Here is a 17,942-nt window from a genome sequence, read left to right on the forward strand (position 1 = left end):
GCAGGCGCTCAACAAAAATATCGTGAGGAAAGAAACAATGATAAATTTTGCTTTCATAGCACCTCCTTTAGGCGTTAATTACCCTTAACGACAATATATACAGAGAGAATGCCGCCAAAATAAACGCCCCGGTCGTTTTGCAACCTAAAGTGAGTTTCATATTCTCCTACATCAAGAGGGGCGGTCAATTTAACGCCAATATCAATCACGCCACCTGGTTCGACGATTTTACTTTTTTTACTAGATCCCCATGCCGGATTGGCAGCATCAAGGGGATTATTGTCATCAGATCTAGAGCTTTTGCTGCCAACAGGAACGAGCATATAACCTTCATCCCAGGTACAAACGCCAGTATTGTAAACACGCCAAATTTTTTCGAAATTGTGACCAGCTTTTACAGTTGAGCCATCAGGATAGTTGACATCTACCGGATTGCCATAGGTCATTTCGTCGCAGATGGGGCCAGTCGGGGTGGTTAAAAGTGTCCCCGGGGTAAGCGTTGGAATAAGGGTTGGGGCGCCAGGGATGAGGGTTGGTGCGGTACCGATGGGAGTTGCTTCAAGATTGACCAAGGGAGTGACATTTAAATTAATTAACGTAGCTGTAGGGAGTGCTGTTGGGATTTCTGTTGCCGGCTCTGGTGTGGGAGAGAAGGAGATTGCGGTTTCTGTGAGTTGGGCAGCAACGGTTGCTGCGGCAGAAGTGAAGATGGCAACAGGATCAATTTCTGTGGGGGGCGGTTCTGCTGCTCCTCCACAGGCTGTTAAAGTGAGGATAAGTGTTATTAGCAGGACAATACGCCATTTTGTGTGTGTGTGTTTCATTTTAATTCTCCGTGAGCGATGTAAAATAATACGCTCTTATCTTTATTTAGCATAATTTCATTATAATCTACCCGCTCAAGCAGGCAAAGGGGTGCGGAGGTACTTTTGGTTCAAAAAAGACCGCCAGATTTATTCCAGCAGTCTTTGTTTGCCCAAAACTCGTGTTTAGGGGTTGACCCCTGTCAGAATATACCCTGCCTGCAATTGAGCCAACACATCCTGGGCCTGCTGTTCTTTTCCAGGTGGAAGATGCTCAGAGCTTATATCCACCAAAATCAGCGGTGAGGCGATGCTCATTCCGCCAGCGCCGGCAACCAGGTTGGGCCAGGCAAATTCAATTGCGTGGATCACATCTGGTTGAATGGTAGCGACCCAGTTACCTAATTTCTGTTGGGGGGAAAGATCACTGATTACCAATATTCCATTACTGGAGAGATAGGTAAGTAACTCAGGGGTCGCGAACTGGGGAGCGATATACATTGTTTCGATTTGTCTTTGGAGAATCAGAAAATCGGCATAAGCATTATAAGCAGCTGGATCTTCCTCTGCTGGAATTTCTACAAACTGGGGAAAGCAAGGTAGAAAGGTACACCAAGGGGGAAGGATATAGGGGCTGCAAGTACCACAATAATATTCGATTCCCTTCCGAAAAGCTGCTAAGGTTGTTTGCCCAAGGGCATTATCTTTTGGGATGATTAATCCTGCCCGATAATCTTCAGTAATCATTGCGGCGATATAACCTGATATAAAAGCCGCGATATCTGGGCGATCGGTGTTGGCAAGAACGCTAAGATTTCCTCCAGCGACCATGTCTGGGATATTAACGGAGAGAAATTGTGTTTGCGGTGCAGCAGGGGCCAGATCCATTAGACCGGGATCGGGTGGCAAAGCGATAACGACTCGCAACGAAGGTTCAAGATCAGCAGCGGTAAGCGTATTGCGCACCTGAAAACGCATTCCCGCGCTTTGGGCGAGGGTATAAACAAGGGCCTGGTAGGTGTCCGAGACTTCCTGATCCATATCAGCAGGGAGAACCAGCAAGGCCAGGGGAATTTCGGGTGTGGGTGTCAGTGTGGGTTCAGAAGCAGGCGTGGAGCTGGGAGCAAGCGTAGGGATCGCGCTCGGTTCCGCGGTAGAGCCACATCCCATTAACAAAGAGACAAGGATTATTATCAAGACAAATTGTTTTTTCATAAAGTTTTCTCCATTTGAACTGTCCTGAATTTTACCCGAAAGCCACACTTAAAAGAATAACCCGTTCCTTCAAAAGGAACGGGTTATTTTCTTGATTATTTAAAAAGATTATTTTGCCAGTACCTTGATCTGTTTCGGGCGAGCGGACTCGACCTTGGGCAGGCTGAGGGAGAGAATCCCGTTTTTGATCTTGGCTTCAACTTTGTCGGGGTCGACCTCGCTGGGCAGGCGCAATGTGCGAATAAACTTGCCCTCAGGCAATTCGCGCAACAGATGCTCACCATCAGATGTTTGGTACTCACCTTCGATGCGGATGACGTTTTCAAGAATTTGAATATTTAAATCGTCGGCGCTCAGGCCGGGAACGGCAGTGGTCAGGACGAAATTATCATCTTCTTCGCGGACATCAACACGCAGGGTATAAGCTTCATTTTGGCCAGCCAAACGGCCCCTCATCATTCTGTGGTTGTAAGGGCGGGTATAGTAACTCATTTTGATCTCCTTTTAGATTATCAATAAAATTTGAACTGTAGTAGATATAATATCCTGTGAGTGTTAGAAGAATGGCAACAAAAGATTTAAATTCTATAAGAACGGGATGACCAAATTCTTAATTGTTAGCTGAAGGAAAATAGAATGATAAAGTTTTATAGTTGGGGACCTATTTACATGCTTCAGTCGTCTACCTCTCAGTATTCCTTTTTCTACTCACGAAAGGAGATCTTATGAAACTGATCCATACTAATGCCCACGGGACTTTGCTTCTCATCTTGGTTCTTACGGCTTCCTCTGCCTCGGCTTCCAGCGCCTCGATTTCCTCGGGGGTAATGGCTGCCAAACCACCCTCAATGCGGGCCTGCGTGGTTTCCCAAGTGCGCAGTTCGGGGCCTACATCTACAGGCTTATAGTCGGGCAGATCTGATGCGACTGAAACTGCCATAGGGACTAATGTCAATAGCAGGGCTAGAATACCAAATAAAGCAAATAACTTGCGGTTCATTTGTTCCTCCTAAAAAGTTGGCAGTTCTTTTTGTTATATGCAATGATACTGAAAATCTATGACAATTAATAATCCTGAACGATCACCTCCTTCGTGAAGGTACGGCAAAAAAGCCTGCCAAGGGTGCAGGATTTATAAAACAAATTGAAGAGAGCTTAGAAAGGGAATATTCAATAAAAAAACCGAAGGGCTATAACGTTCTGGCCTTCGGCGGTCTGGCGGTCTGCATGCTTTTCAATTGCGGATCCCATGACTTTGCGCCCCCATCTCGCGATGGGTTTACCTTTTCGTGGTTGAATTAAAATAGAGTTCTATTAAATAGATCACACATCTGGACCCATCATATCGTAAGAAAGGCTGTAAAAGTGGCTTCAAAAAAGCGTTAGTGTCTAGCCCTTGAGATATAAAAATTCAACGAGATGATCAGATTTACAATTCATAAATTTATATTAGCATTTTTGCAGAGTGATTCCAAGTGTTTTGCACGAGGTATAATCCTGACTCATGTCAAGGCGTTTAGTCCTCTCCACACTTTTTGTCGTCGCAATAGTTGGCGGCTATCTGACCTATCGGAGTATGCGCTCATCAGGTGCGCGTTCGGTGCAAGTCATGCGATGGTTCCGTGATTCTGATTCCCATGCTGACTGGGAAATCTTGCAAGGCACACGCTGTGGTGATGCCCCTTTTATCCTCCCCACAGATGGGATCATCGGCTATCTCTGGGATGATTCCTTTCGTCCCGGCCATCGGCATCAGGGGCTTGATATTTTCGGCGGAAAAGAACTCGGCGAAACGCCCGTGATTGCGGCTTACGAGGGTTATCTGAGACGTCTACCCGATTGGACATCTTCCGTTATCATGCGTGTACCCAGTGATCCCCTTGAACCAGGGCGTCAAATTTGGCTCTATTACACTCATATGGCAGATGCGGATGGAAATTCTTTTATTGATGATGCCTTTCCGCGCGGGACAAGTGAAGTTCTCATTCCCGCTGGGACACTGCTCGGTTATCAGGGAAATTATTCGGGCGACCCCTTCAACCCGACGGGAATTCATCTGCATTTCTCCATTGTTCTGGATGACGGAAATGGCACCTTCCTGAATGAGCTGGAGATCAAGAATACCCTTGACCCAACCCCTTATCTTGGGATGGCATTGAATGCAAAAGTTAATCAGGATGGGATTCCGACTTGCAATGAGTAAAGAGTTGGTAGAAGTAAAATATTAAACACGAAGGCCACGAAGAGGCACAAAGATAAAAACATGAGCTTGAGTTTTCCTTCGTGCAACTTAGGGATCTTGGTGTTTAATAAACGAGAGATAAACTATGAAATTCAAGGATAAAGTCGTTCTAATCACCGGAGCAGGGCGTGGCCATGGCCGCGAGATCGCCAAAGCCTTTGCTGCTGAAGGTGCGCGCATGGCCCTTAATGATATTTCCCCAGTAAATCTCAACTTGCTTATTGAAGAGATTCAGGCTGAAGGCGGCGAAGCCAAAATCTATGTACAGGATATTGCCAAGAAAGTTCCTGTGCAAGGATTGGTGATGCACGTTGAAGACGATTTCGGAAAGATTGATATTCTGATCAACCACTCTGCTGTAGAGCCCAAGAAATCCCTGCTCGAAATTGACGAATGGGATTGGCAACGTACAATCATGGTTAATTTATCCGCAGCGTTTTTAATGACCCAATCTGTGGGGCGGATCATGAAGAAGAATGGGGGCGGGGTGATCGTCAATCTGATCCCTTTGGCGGGGCGCGATGGTTTGAAAGACAGAACTGCGTACGTTGCCAGTATGATGGGATTAATCGGATTCACGCGTCAGGCCGCGGGCGAACTCGCCTCAGATAATATTCGGGTTCACGCAGTTTGCTCGGGGATACCAGAAATGCACCAGGCGCAACGGGATTTCCCATCATCTTTTAATAAAGCTGTGTTATACCTGTGCGGGGATGAAGCCATTGATTTACATGGCGAGATTTTGAATGTCGAGGAGAAAATATGAAGGGTTCACCTGGAAAAATGATGGCTGCTGCTGAAAGATATCGTGCAGCCTGCCACGCTGTGTCCGATGATAAGGCTCCGCTTGAAGAGGGTGGCTGGAATCTGCACCAGTTGACATCTCATACGCGAGATGTGGAAATCTATGTCTATGGAGCGCGAATGCGCCGCACCGTCGAGGAGGAGAATCCTGAATTTCAGGATTTCGATGCTGAGGCGTGGATGGCCGAAAACTACGATCCCAATGAACCGTTCGCTGATCTGCTGGACAATTTCATGTCGAGCGTGCAAAAGGCGGTAGATTGGCTGGATGCTTTACCCTCCGGATCCTGGGATCGTGAAAGCCGTCATGAGATGGCCAAGGGGAGTGTTTTTACCTTGCGAGACTGGGTTGAGCGAGATATTGCCCATATTGAAGAGCATCTTGAAACGATAGAAAAAGCGAACAATTAATATTGTCTAGGGTTCTCCCCCCGTAAACGGGGGGAGCCAGAGGGGGGCGTAAAAACCCCCACCTAACCTCCCCCGCGTGCAGGGGAGGAGTTACTGATAAGGAAAAAAAAATGGAATATCGTCGTTTAGGATCAGCAGGATTACAGGTTTCAGCACTATCATTTGGTTCGTGGGTTACCTTTGGTGATCAAATTGGAGAAGACGCTGCACATGATATGATGCAGGCTGCAATTGACGCAGGTGTAAATTTCTTTGATAACGCCGAGGCTTACGCAGGTGGAAAATCCGAAACCATGATGGGCAAGGTTGTCAAAAAGGCAGGCTGGAAACGCTCTGATCTGGTTATTTCGACCAAGATCTTCTGGGGTGGTGATGGCCCAAATGATACCGGGCTTTCACGCAAGCATATCGTCGAAGGCGTGGATGCTGCCTTGGCACGCCTGCAAATGGACTACGTCGATCTGGTCTTTGCCCACCGCGCCGATCTGCGCACTCCCATCGAGGAAACGGTTCGGGCCTTTACCCATGTTATCAATCAGGGCAAGGCGTTTTATTGGGGGACAAGTGAGTGGAGTGCAGCCCAGATCATGGAGGCGTACGCCGTCGCCCGCCGTGAGAATTTGATCCCGCCCCAGATGGAACAACCACAATATCATATGTTCCACCGGGAACGCTTCGAGGCTGAGTATGCCCGTCTTTATCAGGAGATCGGCTATGGGACGACGATCTGGAGCCCTCTCGCGAGCGGCTTGCTGACCGGTAAATATAACGCCGGGATGCCCGAAGGGACGCGCGCCACACTCAAAGGATACGAGTGGTTGAAGAAACGTTTCACGGATGAGACAGCCGTTGAGAATATTGCCAAAGTTGGAGAGTTGATCCCGATTGCCGAGAAGATCGGCTGCACGATGGCGCAGCTTGCCCTGGCGTGGACCTTGAAGAATCCCAATGTGAGTACAACCATCACAGGTGCCTCACGTCCAGAACAGGTCGTCGAGAATATGAAGGCGATCGATTATGTTGAAGAACTCACCCCTGATGTAATGGAACGGATTGAAAAGATTTTGAATAATAAACCTGCGCAAGAAACAGATTGGCGCGCATAGCCCTCACCCCAACCCCTCTCCCACGAGTAGGAGAAGGGCCCTGTATATAAAATAAGTACCCGTTCCCTGCCAGGGAACGGGTACTTGGTTTTTATAGAATAAACCTAGTTCTTTTGGAGATACTCGTCGATAGCGGTTGCGGTTTTGCGGCCCGCCACCATGGCGGTGACCACCAGATCGGGGCCAGTGGCTGCATCACCACCGGCATAGACACCAGGAATGGATGTGGCGCCTGTATCATAATCGACGGTGATCAACCCCCAGTCGTGGGTTTCCAAATCTGGCGTGGATTTGCTAATGGTTTCATCAGGCCAATACCCTAAGGCCAGCACGGCTGTATCTGCTTCGACGATAAAGTTGGAGCCTTCTATCTTTGCGGGGCGGCGGCGACCAGAATCATCGGGTTCTCCCAACTCCATCCGTAGGCATTCGACACCGGCCAGGTTGCCATCTTCATCAGGAATAAACTTTATAGGTTGGGTGAGGAACTGATAATTGGCACCCTCCTCTTTGGTCATCTTTCGATCTTTGGCACCACCAGGCATTTCTCTCAAAGTTCGTCGATAGAGACAAGTCACTTCTTCAGCGCCCAGACGCAGAGAGGAACGCAACGCATCGGAGGCGGTATCGCCACCACCGATCACGACCACCTTTTTCCCCACATTTGTAATTGGTTCCACGCCTTCAGGGAGATAGGCCAAATTGACGTTTGTGCGGATCAGAAAATCGGTCGCGAGATGTACGCCTGGCAGGTCAACACCTTCAGCTTTTAGTGGCGCATCGATTTGAGTGCCTACGCCAATGAATACGGCTTCAAAACCTTCCTTGAATAAATCATCGATGGTTTTATCTTTGCCGATGATGGTGTTATATACAAATTTTACGCCTGCATTTTCCAAATCTTGAATGGATTGAAAGACAACTTCTTTTGGAAGCTTGAAATTGGGGATCCCGTATGTAAGCAATCCGCCAGCAGCAGGTTTGGATTCGAAAATGGTAACCTGATACCCTTTTTGAACAAGTTGTTCTGCACAACCGTGTCCAGAAGGTCCTGCTCCGATAATTGCCACCTTTTTTCCATTCAACCCAGGGACTGGAATGGCGTAGCCTTTTACCATGCGTTCATAATCCATCACAAAGGTTTCGAGCATTCCTGTCAGGACAGGTGCATCCCCTTCATTTTTGGCAAGCACGCATGACCCCTGGCATAGCTGTTCATGCGGGCAGACACGGCTGCAAACTTCGGGAAGGGAGCTGGTTTGTCGGTAAAGTTCGGCTGCCTTCAGAAATTCGCCCTGCTCAATTAGCCACATGGCCGAGGGAATATCATTATGGCAAGGGCAGGCAACCATGCATCCGGCCGGATCTGGACAATGGATACATCGGGAGGCAGCCATTTGAGCGCAGTCTTCCGAAAAGGGGATCACCACGTCATTAAAATCGCCAATCCGCTCGGTGGGTGGCCGGAGCTGTATGCCATCACAGACAGTTAAGGCACGTGATTTTCGATCAATAGCCAGAAATTCGCCAGGGATGGATTGAGACATTTTGGATACCTCCGGAGGGCTCAATTCAATACAACTTTGCCAGACCAAATAATAATAAAGATAGCTTCTCCATATTAGTTCCATTTGTCACAAGCATTAGTTCTGTTTGTCACAAATATTATCCATTCTATGGATTTGGCTAAAAAGGAGATTGTATTTTTGGGTTTTTTCTCGTGAGACAGCTATTTTCCTGTGTACATATATGAAAAAGCCCTCTTTTCCACCAAGGAAAGGAGGGCTTCCGCTTCATAATTAGGTCTATGGCTTTGTTTCGATAAATGCTTTCAATATTTCCAACTGACCGAGGTGGAAGCTTTCATGCCAGTGAAAACTTCCAATATGTTCATAACGCGTCTTTTCGCCCCGATAATTGGTGAAGTTTTCATCCAGCCATTCCGCGCTGACATTTTCCAGCGCGGCCTCAAGGAGCTCCACGCTTTCATCGAGATATGCGATCAACTTCTCAAATTTGATGGAAGGGCTTTCCTGCGTTACAGGCTGGGTATCCTGATGATAAAGCGCGCGGACCTCTTCCTGCCACCCGTGCGCTGCATCGACCGTTTCGAGGACATGACTGCGGTTGGTGACGATATGACCGAGGATCCAGTTCATGCAATTGTGTTTGAAGGGGAGTTGTAAAACGCTCTCTTCGTGGCTTATGCCCTTCATGAAAACATGCATAATGCGGTTGTGGAATTGATATTTCTCGTAAAGTGATTGTGCTTTTTTGGTGGGCATGAGTTATTCCTAATCTACTGATAAATAATACTTCCTTACCAAAGTACCAAGCCAGACCAGCCAAGAAACCATTCATAGATCGCAGGGTAAATCGCGAAGCCGATCCAGCCGCCGAGGACGCCGAGCAGCCCACCGACGACGATATCCGAAAGATAATGAACGCCCATCGCGACGCGGGCCAGCGCAACCAGCGGCCCCCAGATGACAAGGATGATCGTCAACCAGAGCGGGCCGAGGAAGACCGCCATCATGGCGATCAAAAAGGAGCGAGCCGCATGCCCGGAGGGAAAGGAGTGTGGGTCGGTGCTGCGATACATGAGTCCCCATTCCCCTTCGGGCCGTTTGCGTTTGACGGAAAATTTAACGGTCAGGACGATGGCGGCCATGATGATGATCGCCCCCAATTGGATGGCGGCCCACTGTTTCCAGGAGGGATTGCCGAGAAACCACAGGATGAGTAATCCTGCCGCCCAGAACCATGAATCCCCAGAGTGGGCGAAGAAGGCGGCGGCAGAGCGCAATGCCCCCGGGTTTTCTGCGATGCGCATTTTTTTTGAGAGTTCAGCGTCGAGTTCGAGGATGTTTTTGATGGTCATAAATTATTAGGTGTCATTGCGAGAAGCCGCTTTGCGGCGACGTGGCAATCTCCCATTTATGGAGGAGATTGCTTCGTCACTGTACGACAGTTTCTCGCAATGACAATAGATTAAACTGTCTTTTCCAAATCCGCCCGCAGCATTTCAAGCTGATGCGGCTTATCCACGTCCATGGCGCCTTCAGCATAGGGCCAAATGAGGGCGCGGCCAGTGAAATTAAGTTTTTTGGTGGCGCGCTTAACCGCGTCTGCCAGAGAGAGGCGTCCAAGCAGTAGCAAGACCAATGTCAGGATGCCGATCGAAGCAGCCTGTTTGAGGGGATTTTTTCGTTGACCGATCAGCACTTCCCATGTGGCGAGGTGCTCGGGATCAGTCGTCATCGAGTGGTGGGCTATGTGGATATCCGCGCCGCAGAGTTCCATATCCTTTAATTTGGTGAAGGTGCGGTTTGAGTTCGGGTAGCGGGCATCCATTGTTTCTCTTTTGACCACGCCGTAGTAGAGATCATGTTTGGTTTCCATGGCGGCATCGATCAGCCAATCGATCATTTCCCCAGTGATGGCGGGAATATCAGCAGACGAGGAGAGGACATACTCTGCCTCGGGGTTGAGTTCGCGCATTTTGTCGATGCCTGCCTCGATATTGGCGAGCATCCGCCCCTGGTTGGGGATGTGATAAGTCGGTTTTTTGCAGGTGACGCTCATCTCTTCGGGTAATCCAATGATGATGACATTCCCCACCTTTTTGGCGTCGCCGAGGGCATCCAATACCCATTGCACCATCGGCTTACCAGCGATATCAAGCATGGCTTTTGCTTTGCCTTGCGTATATTCGTAGAGTGGCTGATCTGGTTTGGGGATGCCACCAGCGATAACAATTGCGTCCATATTTACCTCCACGTCATTGCGAGTATCTTTTTGCGACACGTGCGCCGCACTGCGTGCTCCCAGCGCTGCTCCGCTTTGCGGGGCAGGTGTTGCAGTGCAGGTGAGTAATGACAGGCTAATTTAATTCCTGCATTTGGGGTTCGAAACCCAATTGGTCCAGAAGTTCGCCATACTCATCCCAACTGAGGGGGCGTCCCTTGCCAGAGATGGCGACAAGGGCAGCTTCCATCATATTGGTACCAAAGGAGCGACCATCCAGAACGGGGGTCGTGGTGATCAAATATTTTACGCCAAGCTTTTTGAAAAGCTGCACATCTTCAGGTGTGGTGGTATTGGTGACGATAACTTTGCCTTCCATATTGTCAGGCATATAGCGCTTTATATAGTGGCAATCGCCAGCGATGACAGTTGCCCAATCGTAGTATTTTCCCCATTTAGGCGTTCGCTTTTCCTGTTTTTCGCCAGTTGGGTAGATCCATTCAAAGGGTAATCGTCCAGCGATGGGCATCAGAAGGCTCCCAACTACTTTAAGATGGCTAAGTTTATGGATTGCAATTGGAATGTCCAGACCGAACATCAAATCGCCAAAGACTGTCTCGTACCCGGCCTCGGCAAAAGATTTCGAGAGTCCCCAACGGTCTACTCCAAGAGCTACCAAGACTTTACGTCCCTTTTGGTTAATATAATCACCGATTTTTTCATCAAGAAAAGCGGCAGATTTATTTTCTAGGGTATTTTTCAATCCGCCCCCATCTACCACAGGCGTTTTTTCAATATAGCGTACCATCGGTTTCACTGAATAAAGAGGGAACCATTTTCCATCTATCAGCGCACCCAGGTCTGCACCACCGACGCCAAAAGCATCTACTGTGCCATCCAGTTCCTTATATTTCAGGGCAGCGGCTTCCATATCTCCATCTGTCCCAATGCGTTCTATGCTGATCTCTTGTCCAAGCAAAGTCACTGTTACGGCTTTGTCTCGTTTTGATGAGCCAATACTCACACTCACTGCTCTTTTCATTTCATTCTCCTTCGGGTGAAAATAAATTCATCGCATAAATGATTGGATCATTTCAAACACTTTGATTATACCCATATTAAGAAAAAAACTCAGCCAGAGTTTGTTGCTGACTGAGATTTGGAGGTGAGGGTCACTTTCAATATAACAGACACCTGATATTTTTCATATTTTTCGTGTTTGGAATTTCAGGAATTCTTTATCAATCCATCCAGAACTTTTTGCGATTTTTCTTCCACAACGGCATGTTGGCTTCCACCATGACTGTCCATCGTCACCACGACCAGGAAATCTTTTACATCGATCACCCAGATCGCTTCGGGAACGCCAAAATCCAGTTTGTGGACGGCGAGAACCTTTTGTACACATTGGGCGATCAGCGACGCTGCGCCGCCGATGGCGTGGAAGTAGACTGCAGGCGTATCCTGACAGCCTTTGAGCGTCTTTGCGCCCATGCCGCCTTTGCCGATGACGCCTTTTATGTTGAAATGCTCCATGACCAGAGCCTGATAGGGTTCCTCGCGAATGGAAGTAGTTGGTCCCGCCGCGACAAATTTATAATCACCTGTTTCCACACCGGAGACAACCGGTCCACAATGATAGATGATCCCACCATCTAGAATTGGTTTAATTGCCTCGAAGACTTCAAGGTCATCGCCTACGGGCTGACGTTTTTTGGTGATGAAGGTATCGTTCATCCACTTGTGGACGGCATCGCGCCCGGTCAGCATCACACCTGAGAGCAAAACCGAATCGCCGACTTTCAATTCGCGGATGGCTTCATCACTGATTGGGATGGTTATTTTTTTCATTTTCTTCTCCGATTGCACCACAAAGGCACAGAGTACACAAAGTTTTTCCTAATCGTCACAAAGAATCCTTTGTGTCTTCGTGCCTTCGTGGTGAAAAAAATTAATCGTAAATTACTTCGCTACCCTTCACCGTCATTTTGCGGCGTCTATAAGCCCAGCACATATACGAGACAGAAACAAAATAGCTTGCAGGCAGACGATGTAGCCCTTTGATTTTTGTATCCAGCACAGTGGTTTTGCCGCCAAAACCCATCGGGCCGACACCCATCTGATTGGCTTCTTCGGTGATCTGTTTTTCCATCGCATTGAGTTCGGGATTGGGGTTTTCCTCGCCAATCTCGCCTAGCAATGTTTCTTTGGAGGCAAGGTAAGATGAACTCCGATCCCCGCCGATGGCAACACCGAGAATGCCCGGAGCGCAGCCCCTGCCCTGGGCTTGATGCACGGCATCGAGTACCACCTTGCGGACACCCGCGAGGTCACGACCGGCACCCATTTCGGTGTTGGGCAATGTATACTGCGCCCCAACATTTTCGCATCCGCCGCCTTTGAGCATCAATTCAATGGTCAGAGGCTGATCCTGATCGACTTCCTCAAAGTGGATCGTGGGATAATGATCGTCGCCTGTATTATCGCCGGTATTTTTGCCAGTGATGGCATTGACCGAGTTGGGACGCAGATAGTTTAGCCTGGTCGCTTCGACGACGGCATCCTGGATCATTTTCTTGATTTTGCGGGTACTATTCCCTTCAGGGTAGTGGACGTAGAAGAGGGGTGTCCCCGTATCCTGGCAGATCGGAGTGGAGTTTTTCCTCGCCAATTCCACATTCTTTAGTATGGTATCAAGCGCACCCTGCGCAGCGGACCCGTCTTCCTCATCCGCATAGGAGGCGCGCAGCTTGGCTTCCACATCCGGGGGCAGATCGGTGGATGTGCGCCGCACGAGTTCGAGTATTTCTTGAGTCAGATCTTGCATAGTGATCTCCAAATTAGAAATGAAAAGATACTTCAATCATACTCTAAAATAATGAGAATTTGAGTAGTGAAGAACATAATATTGCATATGAAAAGGTTATCGGCTATCAATTATTTCTGCCTTTCGTGTACAATAGACATAATAATTGGCCTATTTATTGGTATGTCATAAGGAAGCCTTGAAATGCAAGAGATACGAGAAACATTTTTTGATTTACTGAAATCTTCTCCAAAACCCATTCTCGCAGATGGAGCAATGGGGACGGTATTGCACTCCCACGGGGTGGGATTTAATCAATGTTTTGATGAACTCAATCTGACAAACCCTGCCCTGGTGGGAGAAACACATCGTGCTTATATTGAAGCTGGCTCGCAGATCATTTATGCCAACACTTTTAGTGCCAACCGATATAAGTTGGCTGACCATGGCCTGGAAGATAAAGTAGCCGAGATCAATAAGGCAGGGGTTGAGCTGGCCCGGCGAGTGGTGGCTGCATCCTTTAGGTCTGTGCTTGTGGCCGGAGATGTCGGTCCACTTGGGGTACGATTGGCACCCTATGGACGTGTGCAGATTGAAGATGCTAAAGCCGCATTTACGGAGCAAATTGCTGCCCTGTGTGAAGCGGGCGTTGATCTATTGGTGATCGAGACCTTTGGCGATCTGTATGAGATTCGTGAAGCGGTAATTGCTGCCCGTGAATTTTGTGATATGCCTATTGTGGCTTCAGCGACATTCACGCAAGATGATCGCACAGTATTAGGTGATACTCCTGCAAAGGTGGCACAGGCGCTTCATAAGGCTGGAGCCGATATTATCGGGGCAAATTGCTCAGGAGGTCCGGCCCAGTTATTCCGTATTTTGGGGCAAATGAAGCAGGCAGTTCCGGATACAAGGTTTGTCGTCAAACCGAATGCAGGCTGGCCTGAACAAATTGGCGGGCGGGTGATGTACTCGGCTGGGCCGGATTATTTTGGTGAATATACTCAATCGTTTGTGAATTTGGGTGTCAGTATCCTTGGTGGATGTTGTGGTACAACCCCAGAGCATATTGCCCAAATGCGGATTGCGCTTGATAGGGAGGTTTCTCCGGTAAGTCAGGAAAATCTTCAGATCCAAATACCTTCTCTTGATATCGATCAAATTGTCCCGGAACAACCAACCCAATTGGCCCAAAAATTTGCTGCGGGAGAATTCGTTATCTCCGTTGAAATGGATCCGCCACGGGGCCTTGCTCCGCATAAAATCATTGCCGGGGCATCAACATTGAAAGAAGCGGGTGCAGATGTGATCAATGTAGCCGATAGTCCGAGGGCAAGCATGCGCATGTCGCCGTGGGCGGTCTGCGAGTTGATCCAGCGAGATGTTGGGATTGAGACTACACTGCATTTTCCCACTCGTGGACGTAATCTCCTGCGGGTGCAGGGTGATCTGCTGGCATCTCATGCCCTTGGTATTCGAAATGTTTTTGTCGTGATGGGTGACCCAACTTCGATTGGCGATTACCCCGAAGCGATGGACGATTATGATCTGGTCCCTTCAGGATTGATGAAATTAATCGCTCAGCGATTTAACCAGGGTGTTGATCATGCTGGTTCCGACATCGGACAACCGACCAGCTTTTTTGTAGGTTGTGCACTCAATTTGATGCCGAAAAATCAAGAACGGGAAATTAAAGTGCTAAGACGCAAAATTGCTAACGGGGCAAATTTTGCACTTACGCAACCGGTTTATAAGCCTGAAAAAGCACTTAAATTTCTCAAGCACTATGAAGACCAGTTTGGAAAATTAGAGATACCACTTTTGGTGGGCATCCTGCCTCTATATGGCACGAGGCATGCGGCCTTTTTGCATAATGAAGTTCCGGGTATCGTCATTCCTGGTGAGATCCGTCAGCGGATCGAACGCGCCGGAGACAATGCTCCCAAAGAAGGTGTCAGGATTGCATCGGAACTGGCTGAAGAAATCAAGGAGTGGGGACAGGGAATATATATCATGCCCGCTTTTGGTCGCTATGACCTGGCAGTGGAAATTGTGGATGCGGTGAAAAAATAAATAGTGTGATAGCTGCCCTCCTATTTTACCCACCAGAGGACTGATATAATACGATTTATGAAGAAACTGAATACGATTCGAGGGCGGATTGCAGTTCTCCTCGGATCATTTTTTTTACTGGTCATTATTTCGGTGGGGGTCATGTTATGGAGTGTGGCAACCCAGAAAAAAGATGCGCTAATTATCAATATGGCGGGGCGGCAACGCATGCTTACCCAGAAAATGACCTGGCTGGCGCTAGCACAACCTGAAGATCCCGAATTATCAGCTTCGATAAAACTTTTTGACCAAACATTGCAAGCCCTTCGGTATGGGGGAATAACGATTGATTCCGCGGGCAATAATGTAATCCTGCCTATGGCACCGGACTCTGGTCTGAACGCCCAATTGGACGAAGTAATGAAAACCTGGGAGAAATTCCGTGCAACCTTGGAACCGCCGGATGCTTCAGCTATTCCTGTCATTGCACCCCAAATACTGGACCAGATGGATGCTGTGGTGACAGGGTTTGAAACTCGCGCAGAGGCAAAACATCTTCGCCTGGAGTTGATTCAAACCATATTTTTGCTAGTGGCGATGGGTCTTTTGGTCTGGGGATTTTTCAGCACCCGCCAAATGATCATCAGCCCTTTATCAGAGTTGGGTACAGCCGTGCAGAAAATGGGTGAAGGAAATCTTGACTGGCCTCTACCTCCAATGGAAAAAAACGAGTTGGGTGAGTTAGCTCAGTCATTTGAGACAATGCGTACCGAGTTGGCTCAATCTCGGAAGGTCCTGGAAAATCAGGTAGCTCAACGGACGCAAGAATTAACCACGGCCTTTGAATTCAGTCAGGAAATTGTAGCCCAGCGTGAATTGAATGTATTGATGAATTCTGTAGTCGAACGAGCGCGGGTATTGATGCATGCACAATCTGCAGCTCTTTGTGTATTATCCTCGGATGGAAAAACCCTGGAACTAGTTGCAAATAGCGGTGAGAATAAAGTTGATCTGGGTATGATTCAAACCATTGAAGGTGGTGTTGCTCTGCCTGTTATTTGTTCTGGGCGGACAGTGGTGAGTCATACGAGTTGTTCGAACTGCGATTTTCTTCATGCTCACTCCCCTGGCCGATGTGTTGCCACTCCTCTTCGGGCTGGCAATCATACCCTTGGCGCATTATGTGTGGTGCGTTCAAATCAGGAAAATAATGGTGATTTTGCATCCTTTGATGCGGAGGGCCAGCGTGCTCTCAGTCTTCTGGCAAATTCAGCTGCAATCGCCATTGCCAACGCTCACCTTGTGAGTGCGGAACGGGAGAAGGCAGAACAGGCTGCTGCTCTCGCCGAGAGAGAAGAGTTGGCTGCAGATCTACATGATAATTTAGCGCAAACATTAAGTTATACAAAAATTAAATTAGAGTATTTGGACGAAATTCTGGTTGATGATCAAGATGCTGAAAAGCGAACTACGCTAAAACAAATAGAAAGAGCTACCGAAACAGCCTATCAGCAGGTTCGGGCATCCTTAGTGGGTCTCATCAAGCCGCATTCAGCAGGTGAAAATTTTGCCAGGAAATTTTTTGCCGGCGTGGATGAGTTTCGCACGGCTTATGAATTCCCCATTGAGTTGGAGATACTTGATTCTTCTGTTTTGGATCTGCCTACTACCACGCAAAGCCAAATCCTCCACATCCTTAGTGAGGCACTCTCCAACATTCAACGACATTCTCAAGCCAAGCATGTATGGGTACGGGTCGAACGCGTAAACGGTCATGCCCGCTTTACAGTTGAAGATAATGGCCTCGGATTTGATCCTGAAACATCGACCGGAGGAGATCACTTCGGGTTGCGGATCATGCAGACGCGGGTTGAAAGAGCAGGAGGAGAATTTTCGCTGGTATCCAATCTTGGAAAAGGCACCAGAATTTCTGCGGTCTTCCCGTTACAGAAATCCAACGAGTCTGAGAGTCAAAATTCAGGAGTAAAAGCGTGACAGTTTTTCGTATTTTGCTCGTGGACGACCATGATTTATTTCGTGCCGGGTTAGCAGGGTTGATTAATGCCCAGCCGGATCTTGAAGTTGTTGGAGAAGCCGGAGATGGCCTGGAAGCGCTCAAAATGGCTCGTGATTTGAAACCCGATTTGATCGTGATGGATATCAATATGCCTATTTGTGATGGACTGGAGGCAACCCGTCTGATTTGTACAGAGTTGCCAGGCTCACGGATCCTTACCCTTACTGTTCATGATGAAGATGAGAAGCTCTTCGCAGCAATAAAAGCGGGGGCTGTTGGCTATCTGCTCAAAAGCACGGATAAAGCGAATTTTCTGGAGGGCTTGCGCAATGTTCTTGCTGGTGAATCAGCGTTACCGCCAAAGTTGGCGACGCGCGTACTGGATGAATTCGCCCGAATGATGAACCAAGCTATCGCGATAACGTCAGACGAAGATGCTCCTGATCTCACTCACCGGGAGCGTGATGTTTTGCAATATATCGGAGCTGGCTCATCAGATAAAGAGATCGCAGCGCAATTATCAATCAGTATCTACACCGTTAAAAGCCATGTACGCAATATTCTTGGAAAATTACACGCGGTAAATCGGCGGGAGGCTGCAAGACTCGCATCTCAGCATGGACTATTGAAAAAATAGGATTTGCGGACTTTCGTATTTTTAAAGCGCTTGCCCCAATGCTCTGCGTTGGGGTCTTGGAGACAAGCCGCACCGCAGAGCATTGCTGCGAGAAAAGGTGTT

Annotated in this window: 18 protein-coding genes and 1 riboswitch; of the genes, 7 read left to right on the plus strand and 11 right to left on the minus strand. The window is 48.2% G+C overall.

Going from position 1 to position 17,942, the window contains the following annotated elements:
• Positions 1 to 74 precede the first annotated feature (74 nt).
• The 4 genes from AC3DOM_RS06835 to AC3DOM_RS06850 form a co-directional block, all read right to left on the minus strand.
• Complete coding sequence (locus tag AC3DOM_RS06835; protein ID WP_487918286.1) at positions 75 to 824, minus strand: NBR1-Ig-like domain-containing protein; 750 nt, start codon at positions 822 to 824, stop codon at positions 75 to 77.
• Positions 825 to 989: 165 nt separating this feature from the next.
• Entirely contained in the window at positions 990 to 2,018 is a 1,029-nt protein-coding gene (locus AC3DOM_RS06840; protein WP_487918287.1) for a type 1 periplasmic-binding domain-containing protein, read from the minus strand.
• A gap of 108 nt (positions 2,019 to 2,126) precedes the next feature.
• Positions 2,127 to 2,510, minus strand: coding sequence for an Hsp20/alpha crystallin family protein (locus tag AC3DOM_RS06845; RefSeq protein ID WP_487918288.1), 384 nt, complete (start codon positions 2,508 to 2,510; stop codon positions 2,127 to 2,129).
• 190 nt (positions 2,511 to 2,700) lie between these two features.
• A complete protein-coding gene (locus tag AC3DOM_RS06850) occupies positions 2,701 to 3,018 on the minus strand; it encodes a hypothetical protein (RefSeq protein WP_487918289.1) in 318 nt (105 codons plus the stop codon).
• A gap of 206 nt (positions 3,019 to 3,224) precedes the next feature.
• Positions 3,225 to 3,312: riboswitch (cyclic di-GMP riboswitch) on the minus strand.
• A 210-nt stretch (positions 3,313 to 3,522) separates the two neighbouring features.
• Between AC3DOM_RS06850 and AC3DOM_RS06855 the strand changes: the two genes are divergently transcribed.
• The 4 genes from AC3DOM_RS06855 to AC3DOM_RS06870 all read left to right on the plus strand — a co-directional run bounded on the left by AC3DOM_RS06855 (position 3,523) and on the right by AC3DOM_RS06870 (position 6,581).
• Positions 3,523 to 4,221 (plus strand): M23 family metallopeptidase, encoded by a 699-nt coding sequence (locus AC3DOM_RS06855; protein ID WP_487918290.1) that lies wholly within the window; start codon positions 3,523 to 3,525, stop codon positions 4,219 to 4,221.
• 124 nt (positions 4,222 to 4,345) lie between these two features.
• Entirely contained in the window at positions 4,346 to 5,026 is a 681-nt protein-coding gene (locus AC3DOM_RS06860) for an SDR family NAD(P)-dependent oxidoreductase (protein WP_487918291.1), read from the plus strand.
• The gene (locus tag AC3DOM_RS06865) at positions 5,023 to 5,475 is read left to right on the plus strand and encodes a DinB family protein (RefSeq protein WP_487918292.1); all 453 of its coding nucleotides are present in this window, start codon (positions 5,023 to 5,025) and stop codon (positions 5,473 to 5,475) included. The genes AC3DOM_RS06860 and AC3DOM_RS06865 overlap by 4 nt, the downstream gene beginning before the upstream one ends.
• Positions 5,476 to 5,585: 110 nt before the next feature.
• On the plus strand, positions 5,586 to 6,581 hold the full coding sequence (locus AC3DOM_RS06870; RefSeq protein WP_487918293.1) for a potassium channel beta subunit family protein: 996 nt from the start codon (positions 5,586 to 5,588) through the stop codon (positions 6,579 to 6,581).
• 104 nt (positions 6,582 to 6,685) lie between these two features.
• Here AC3DOM_RS06870 and AC3DOM_RS06875 read toward each other — a convergent pair whose 3' ends face one another.
• The 7 genes from AC3DOM_RS06875 to AC3DOM_RS06905 form a co-directional block, all read right to left on the minus strand.
• On the minus strand, positions 6,686 to 8,128 hold the full coding sequence (locus AC3DOM_RS06875) for an FAD-dependent oxidoreductase (RefSeq protein ID WP_487918294.1): 1,443 nt from the start codon (positions 8,126 to 8,128) through the stop codon (positions 6,686 to 6,688).
• Positions 8,129 to 8,386: 258 nt separating this feature from the next.
• Positions 8,387 to 8,866, minus strand: a complete 480-nt coding sequence (locus tag AC3DOM_RS06880; RefSeq protein WP_487918295.1) for a DinB family protein — start codon at positions 8,864 to 8,866, stop codon at positions 8,387 to 8,389.
• A gap of 35 nt (positions 8,867 to 8,901) precedes the next feature.
• Positions 8,902 to 9,462: a phosphatase PAP2 family protein gene (locus AC3DOM_RS06885; protein ID WP_487918296.1), complete on the minus strand. Its 561-nt coding sequence runs from the start codon at positions 9,460 to 9,462 to the stop codon at positions 8,902 to 8,904.
• Positions 9,463 to 9,572: 110 nt separating this feature from the next.
• Positions 9,573 to 10,349, minus strand: coding sequence for a nucleotidyltransferase family protein (locus AC3DOM_RS06890; protein WP_487918297.1), 777 nt, complete (start codon positions 10,347 to 10,349; stop codon positions 9,573 to 9,575).
• Between the two features lie 115 nt (positions 10,350 to 10,464).
• Complete coding sequence (locus tag AC3DOM_RS06895; protein ID WP_487918298.1) at positions 10,465 to 11,370, minus strand: quinate 5-dehydrogenase; 906 nt, start codon at positions 11,368 to 11,370, stop codon at positions 10,465 to 10,467.
• A 185-nt stretch (positions 11,371 to 11,555) separates the two neighbouring features.
• The gene (locus AC3DOM_RS06900) at positions 11,556 to 12,179 is read right to left on the minus strand and encodes a FumA C-terminus/TtdB family hydratase beta subunit (RefSeq protein ID WP_487918299.1); all 624 of its coding nucleotides are present in this window, start codon (positions 12,177 to 12,179) and stop codon (positions 11,556 to 11,558) included.
• A gap of 100 nt (positions 12,180 to 12,279) precedes the next feature.
• Complete coding sequence (locus AC3DOM_RS06905; protein ID WP_487918300.1) at positions 12,280 to 13,155, minus strand: fumarate hydratase; 876 nt, start codon at positions 13,153 to 13,155, stop codon at positions 12,280 to 12,282.
• A 183-nt stretch (positions 13,156 to 13,338) separates the two neighbouring features.
• On the opposite strand from AC3DOM_RS06905, the gene AC3DOM_RS06910 reads away from it, so the two are divergent.
• From AC3DOM_RS06910 to AC3DOM_RS06920, 3 genes are read left to right on the plus strand one after another with little or no spacing between them, the layout of a single operon-like run.
• Entirely contained in the window at positions 13,339 to 15,207 is a 1,869-nt protein-coding gene (locus AC3DOM_RS06910; protein ID WP_487918301.1) for a bifunctional homocysteine S-methyltransferase/methylenetetrahydrofolate reductase, read from the plus strand.
• A gap of 57 nt (positions 15,208 to 15,264) precedes the next feature.
• Positions 15,265 to 17,181 carry an ATP-binding protein gene (locus AC3DOM_RS06915; RefSeq protein ID WP_487918302.1) on the plus strand — a complete coding sequence of 639 codons (1,917 nt, stop codon included), beginning with the start codon at positions 15,265 to 15,267 and terminating at the stop codon, positions 17,179 to 17,181.
• On the plus strand, positions 17,178 to 17,840 hold the full coding sequence (locus AC3DOM_RS06920) for a response regulator (protein WP_487918303.1): 663 nt from the start codon (positions 17,178 to 17,180) through the stop codon (positions 17,838 to 17,840). Before AC3DOM_RS06915 ends, AC3DOM_RS06920 begins: the two co-directional genes overlap by 4 nt.
• The last annotated feature ends 102 nt before the right edge of the window (positions 17,841 to 17,942 follow it).

The sequence above is a fragment of the Candidatus Desulfolinea nitratireducens genome, from assembly GCF_982879505.1.

Coding starts and splice junctions, on each gene's coding strand:
- AC3DOM_RS06860 (WP_487918291.1), top strand. CDS start 4,346: ATGAAATTCAAGGATAAAGTCGTTCTAATCACCGGAGCAGGGCGTGGC.
- AC3DOM_RS06910 (WP_487918301.1), top strand. CDS start 13,339: ATGCAAGAGATACGAGAAACATTTTTTGATTTACTGAAATCTTCTCCA.
- AC3DOM_RS06880 (WP_487918295.1), bottom strand. CDS start 8,866: ATGCCCACCAAAAAAGCACAATCACTTTACGAGAAATATCAATTCCAC.
- AC3DOM_RS06865 (WP_487918292.1), top strand. CDS start 5,023: ATGAAGGGTTCACCTGGAAAAATGATGGCTGCTGCTGAAAGATATCGT.
- AC3DOM_RS06855 (WP_487918290.1), top strand. CDS start 3,523: ATGTCAAGGCGTTTAGTCCTCTCCACACTTTTTGTCGTCGCAATAGTT.
- AC3DOM_RS06890 (WP_487918297.1), bottom strand. CDS start 10,349: ATGGACGCAATTGTTATCGCTGGTGGCATCCCCAAACCAGATCAGCCA.
- AC3DOM_RS06835 (WP_487918286.1), bottom strand. CDS start 824: ATGAAACACACACACACAAAATGGCGTATTGTCCTGCTAATAACACTT.
- AC3DOM_RS06915 (WP_487918302.1), top strand. CDS start 15,265: ATGAAGAAACTGAATACGATTCGAGGGCGGATTGCAGTTCTCCTCGGA.
- AC3DOM_RS06885 (WP_487918296.1), bottom strand. CDS start 9,462: ATGACCATCAAAAACATCCTCGAACTCGACGCTGAACTCTCAAAAAAA.
- AC3DOM_RS06875 (WP_487918294.1), bottom strand. CDS start 8,128: ATGTCTCAATCCATCCCTGGCGAATTTCTGGCTATTGATCGAAAATCA.
- AC3DOM_RS06845 (WP_487918288.1), bottom strand. CDS start 2,510: ATGAGTTACTATACCCGCCCTTACAACCACAGAATGATGAGGGGCCGT.
- AC3DOM_RS06870 (WP_487918293.1), top strand. CDS start 5,586: ATGGAATATCGTCGTTTAGGATCAGCAGGATTACAGGTTTCAGCACTA.
- AC3DOM_RS06900 (WP_487918299.1), bottom strand. CDS start 12,179: ATGAAAAAAATAACCATCCCAATCAGTGATGAAGCCATCCGCGAATTG.
- AC3DOM_RS06840 (WP_487918287.1), bottom strand. CDS start 2,018: ATGAAAAAACAATTTGTCTTGATAATAATCCTTGTCTCTTTGTTAATG.
- AC3DOM_RS06905 (WP_487918300.1), bottom strand. CDS start 13,155: ATGCAAGATCTGACTCAAGAAATACTCGAACTCGTGCGGCGCACATCC.
- AC3DOM_RS06850 (WP_487918289.1), bottom strand. CDS start 3,018: ATGAACCGCAAGTTATTTGCTTTATTTGGTATTCTAGCCCTGCTATTG.
- AC3DOM_RS06895 (WP_487918298.1), bottom strand. CDS start 11,370: ATGAAAAGAGCAGTGAGTGTGAGTATTGGCTCATCAAAACGAGACAAA.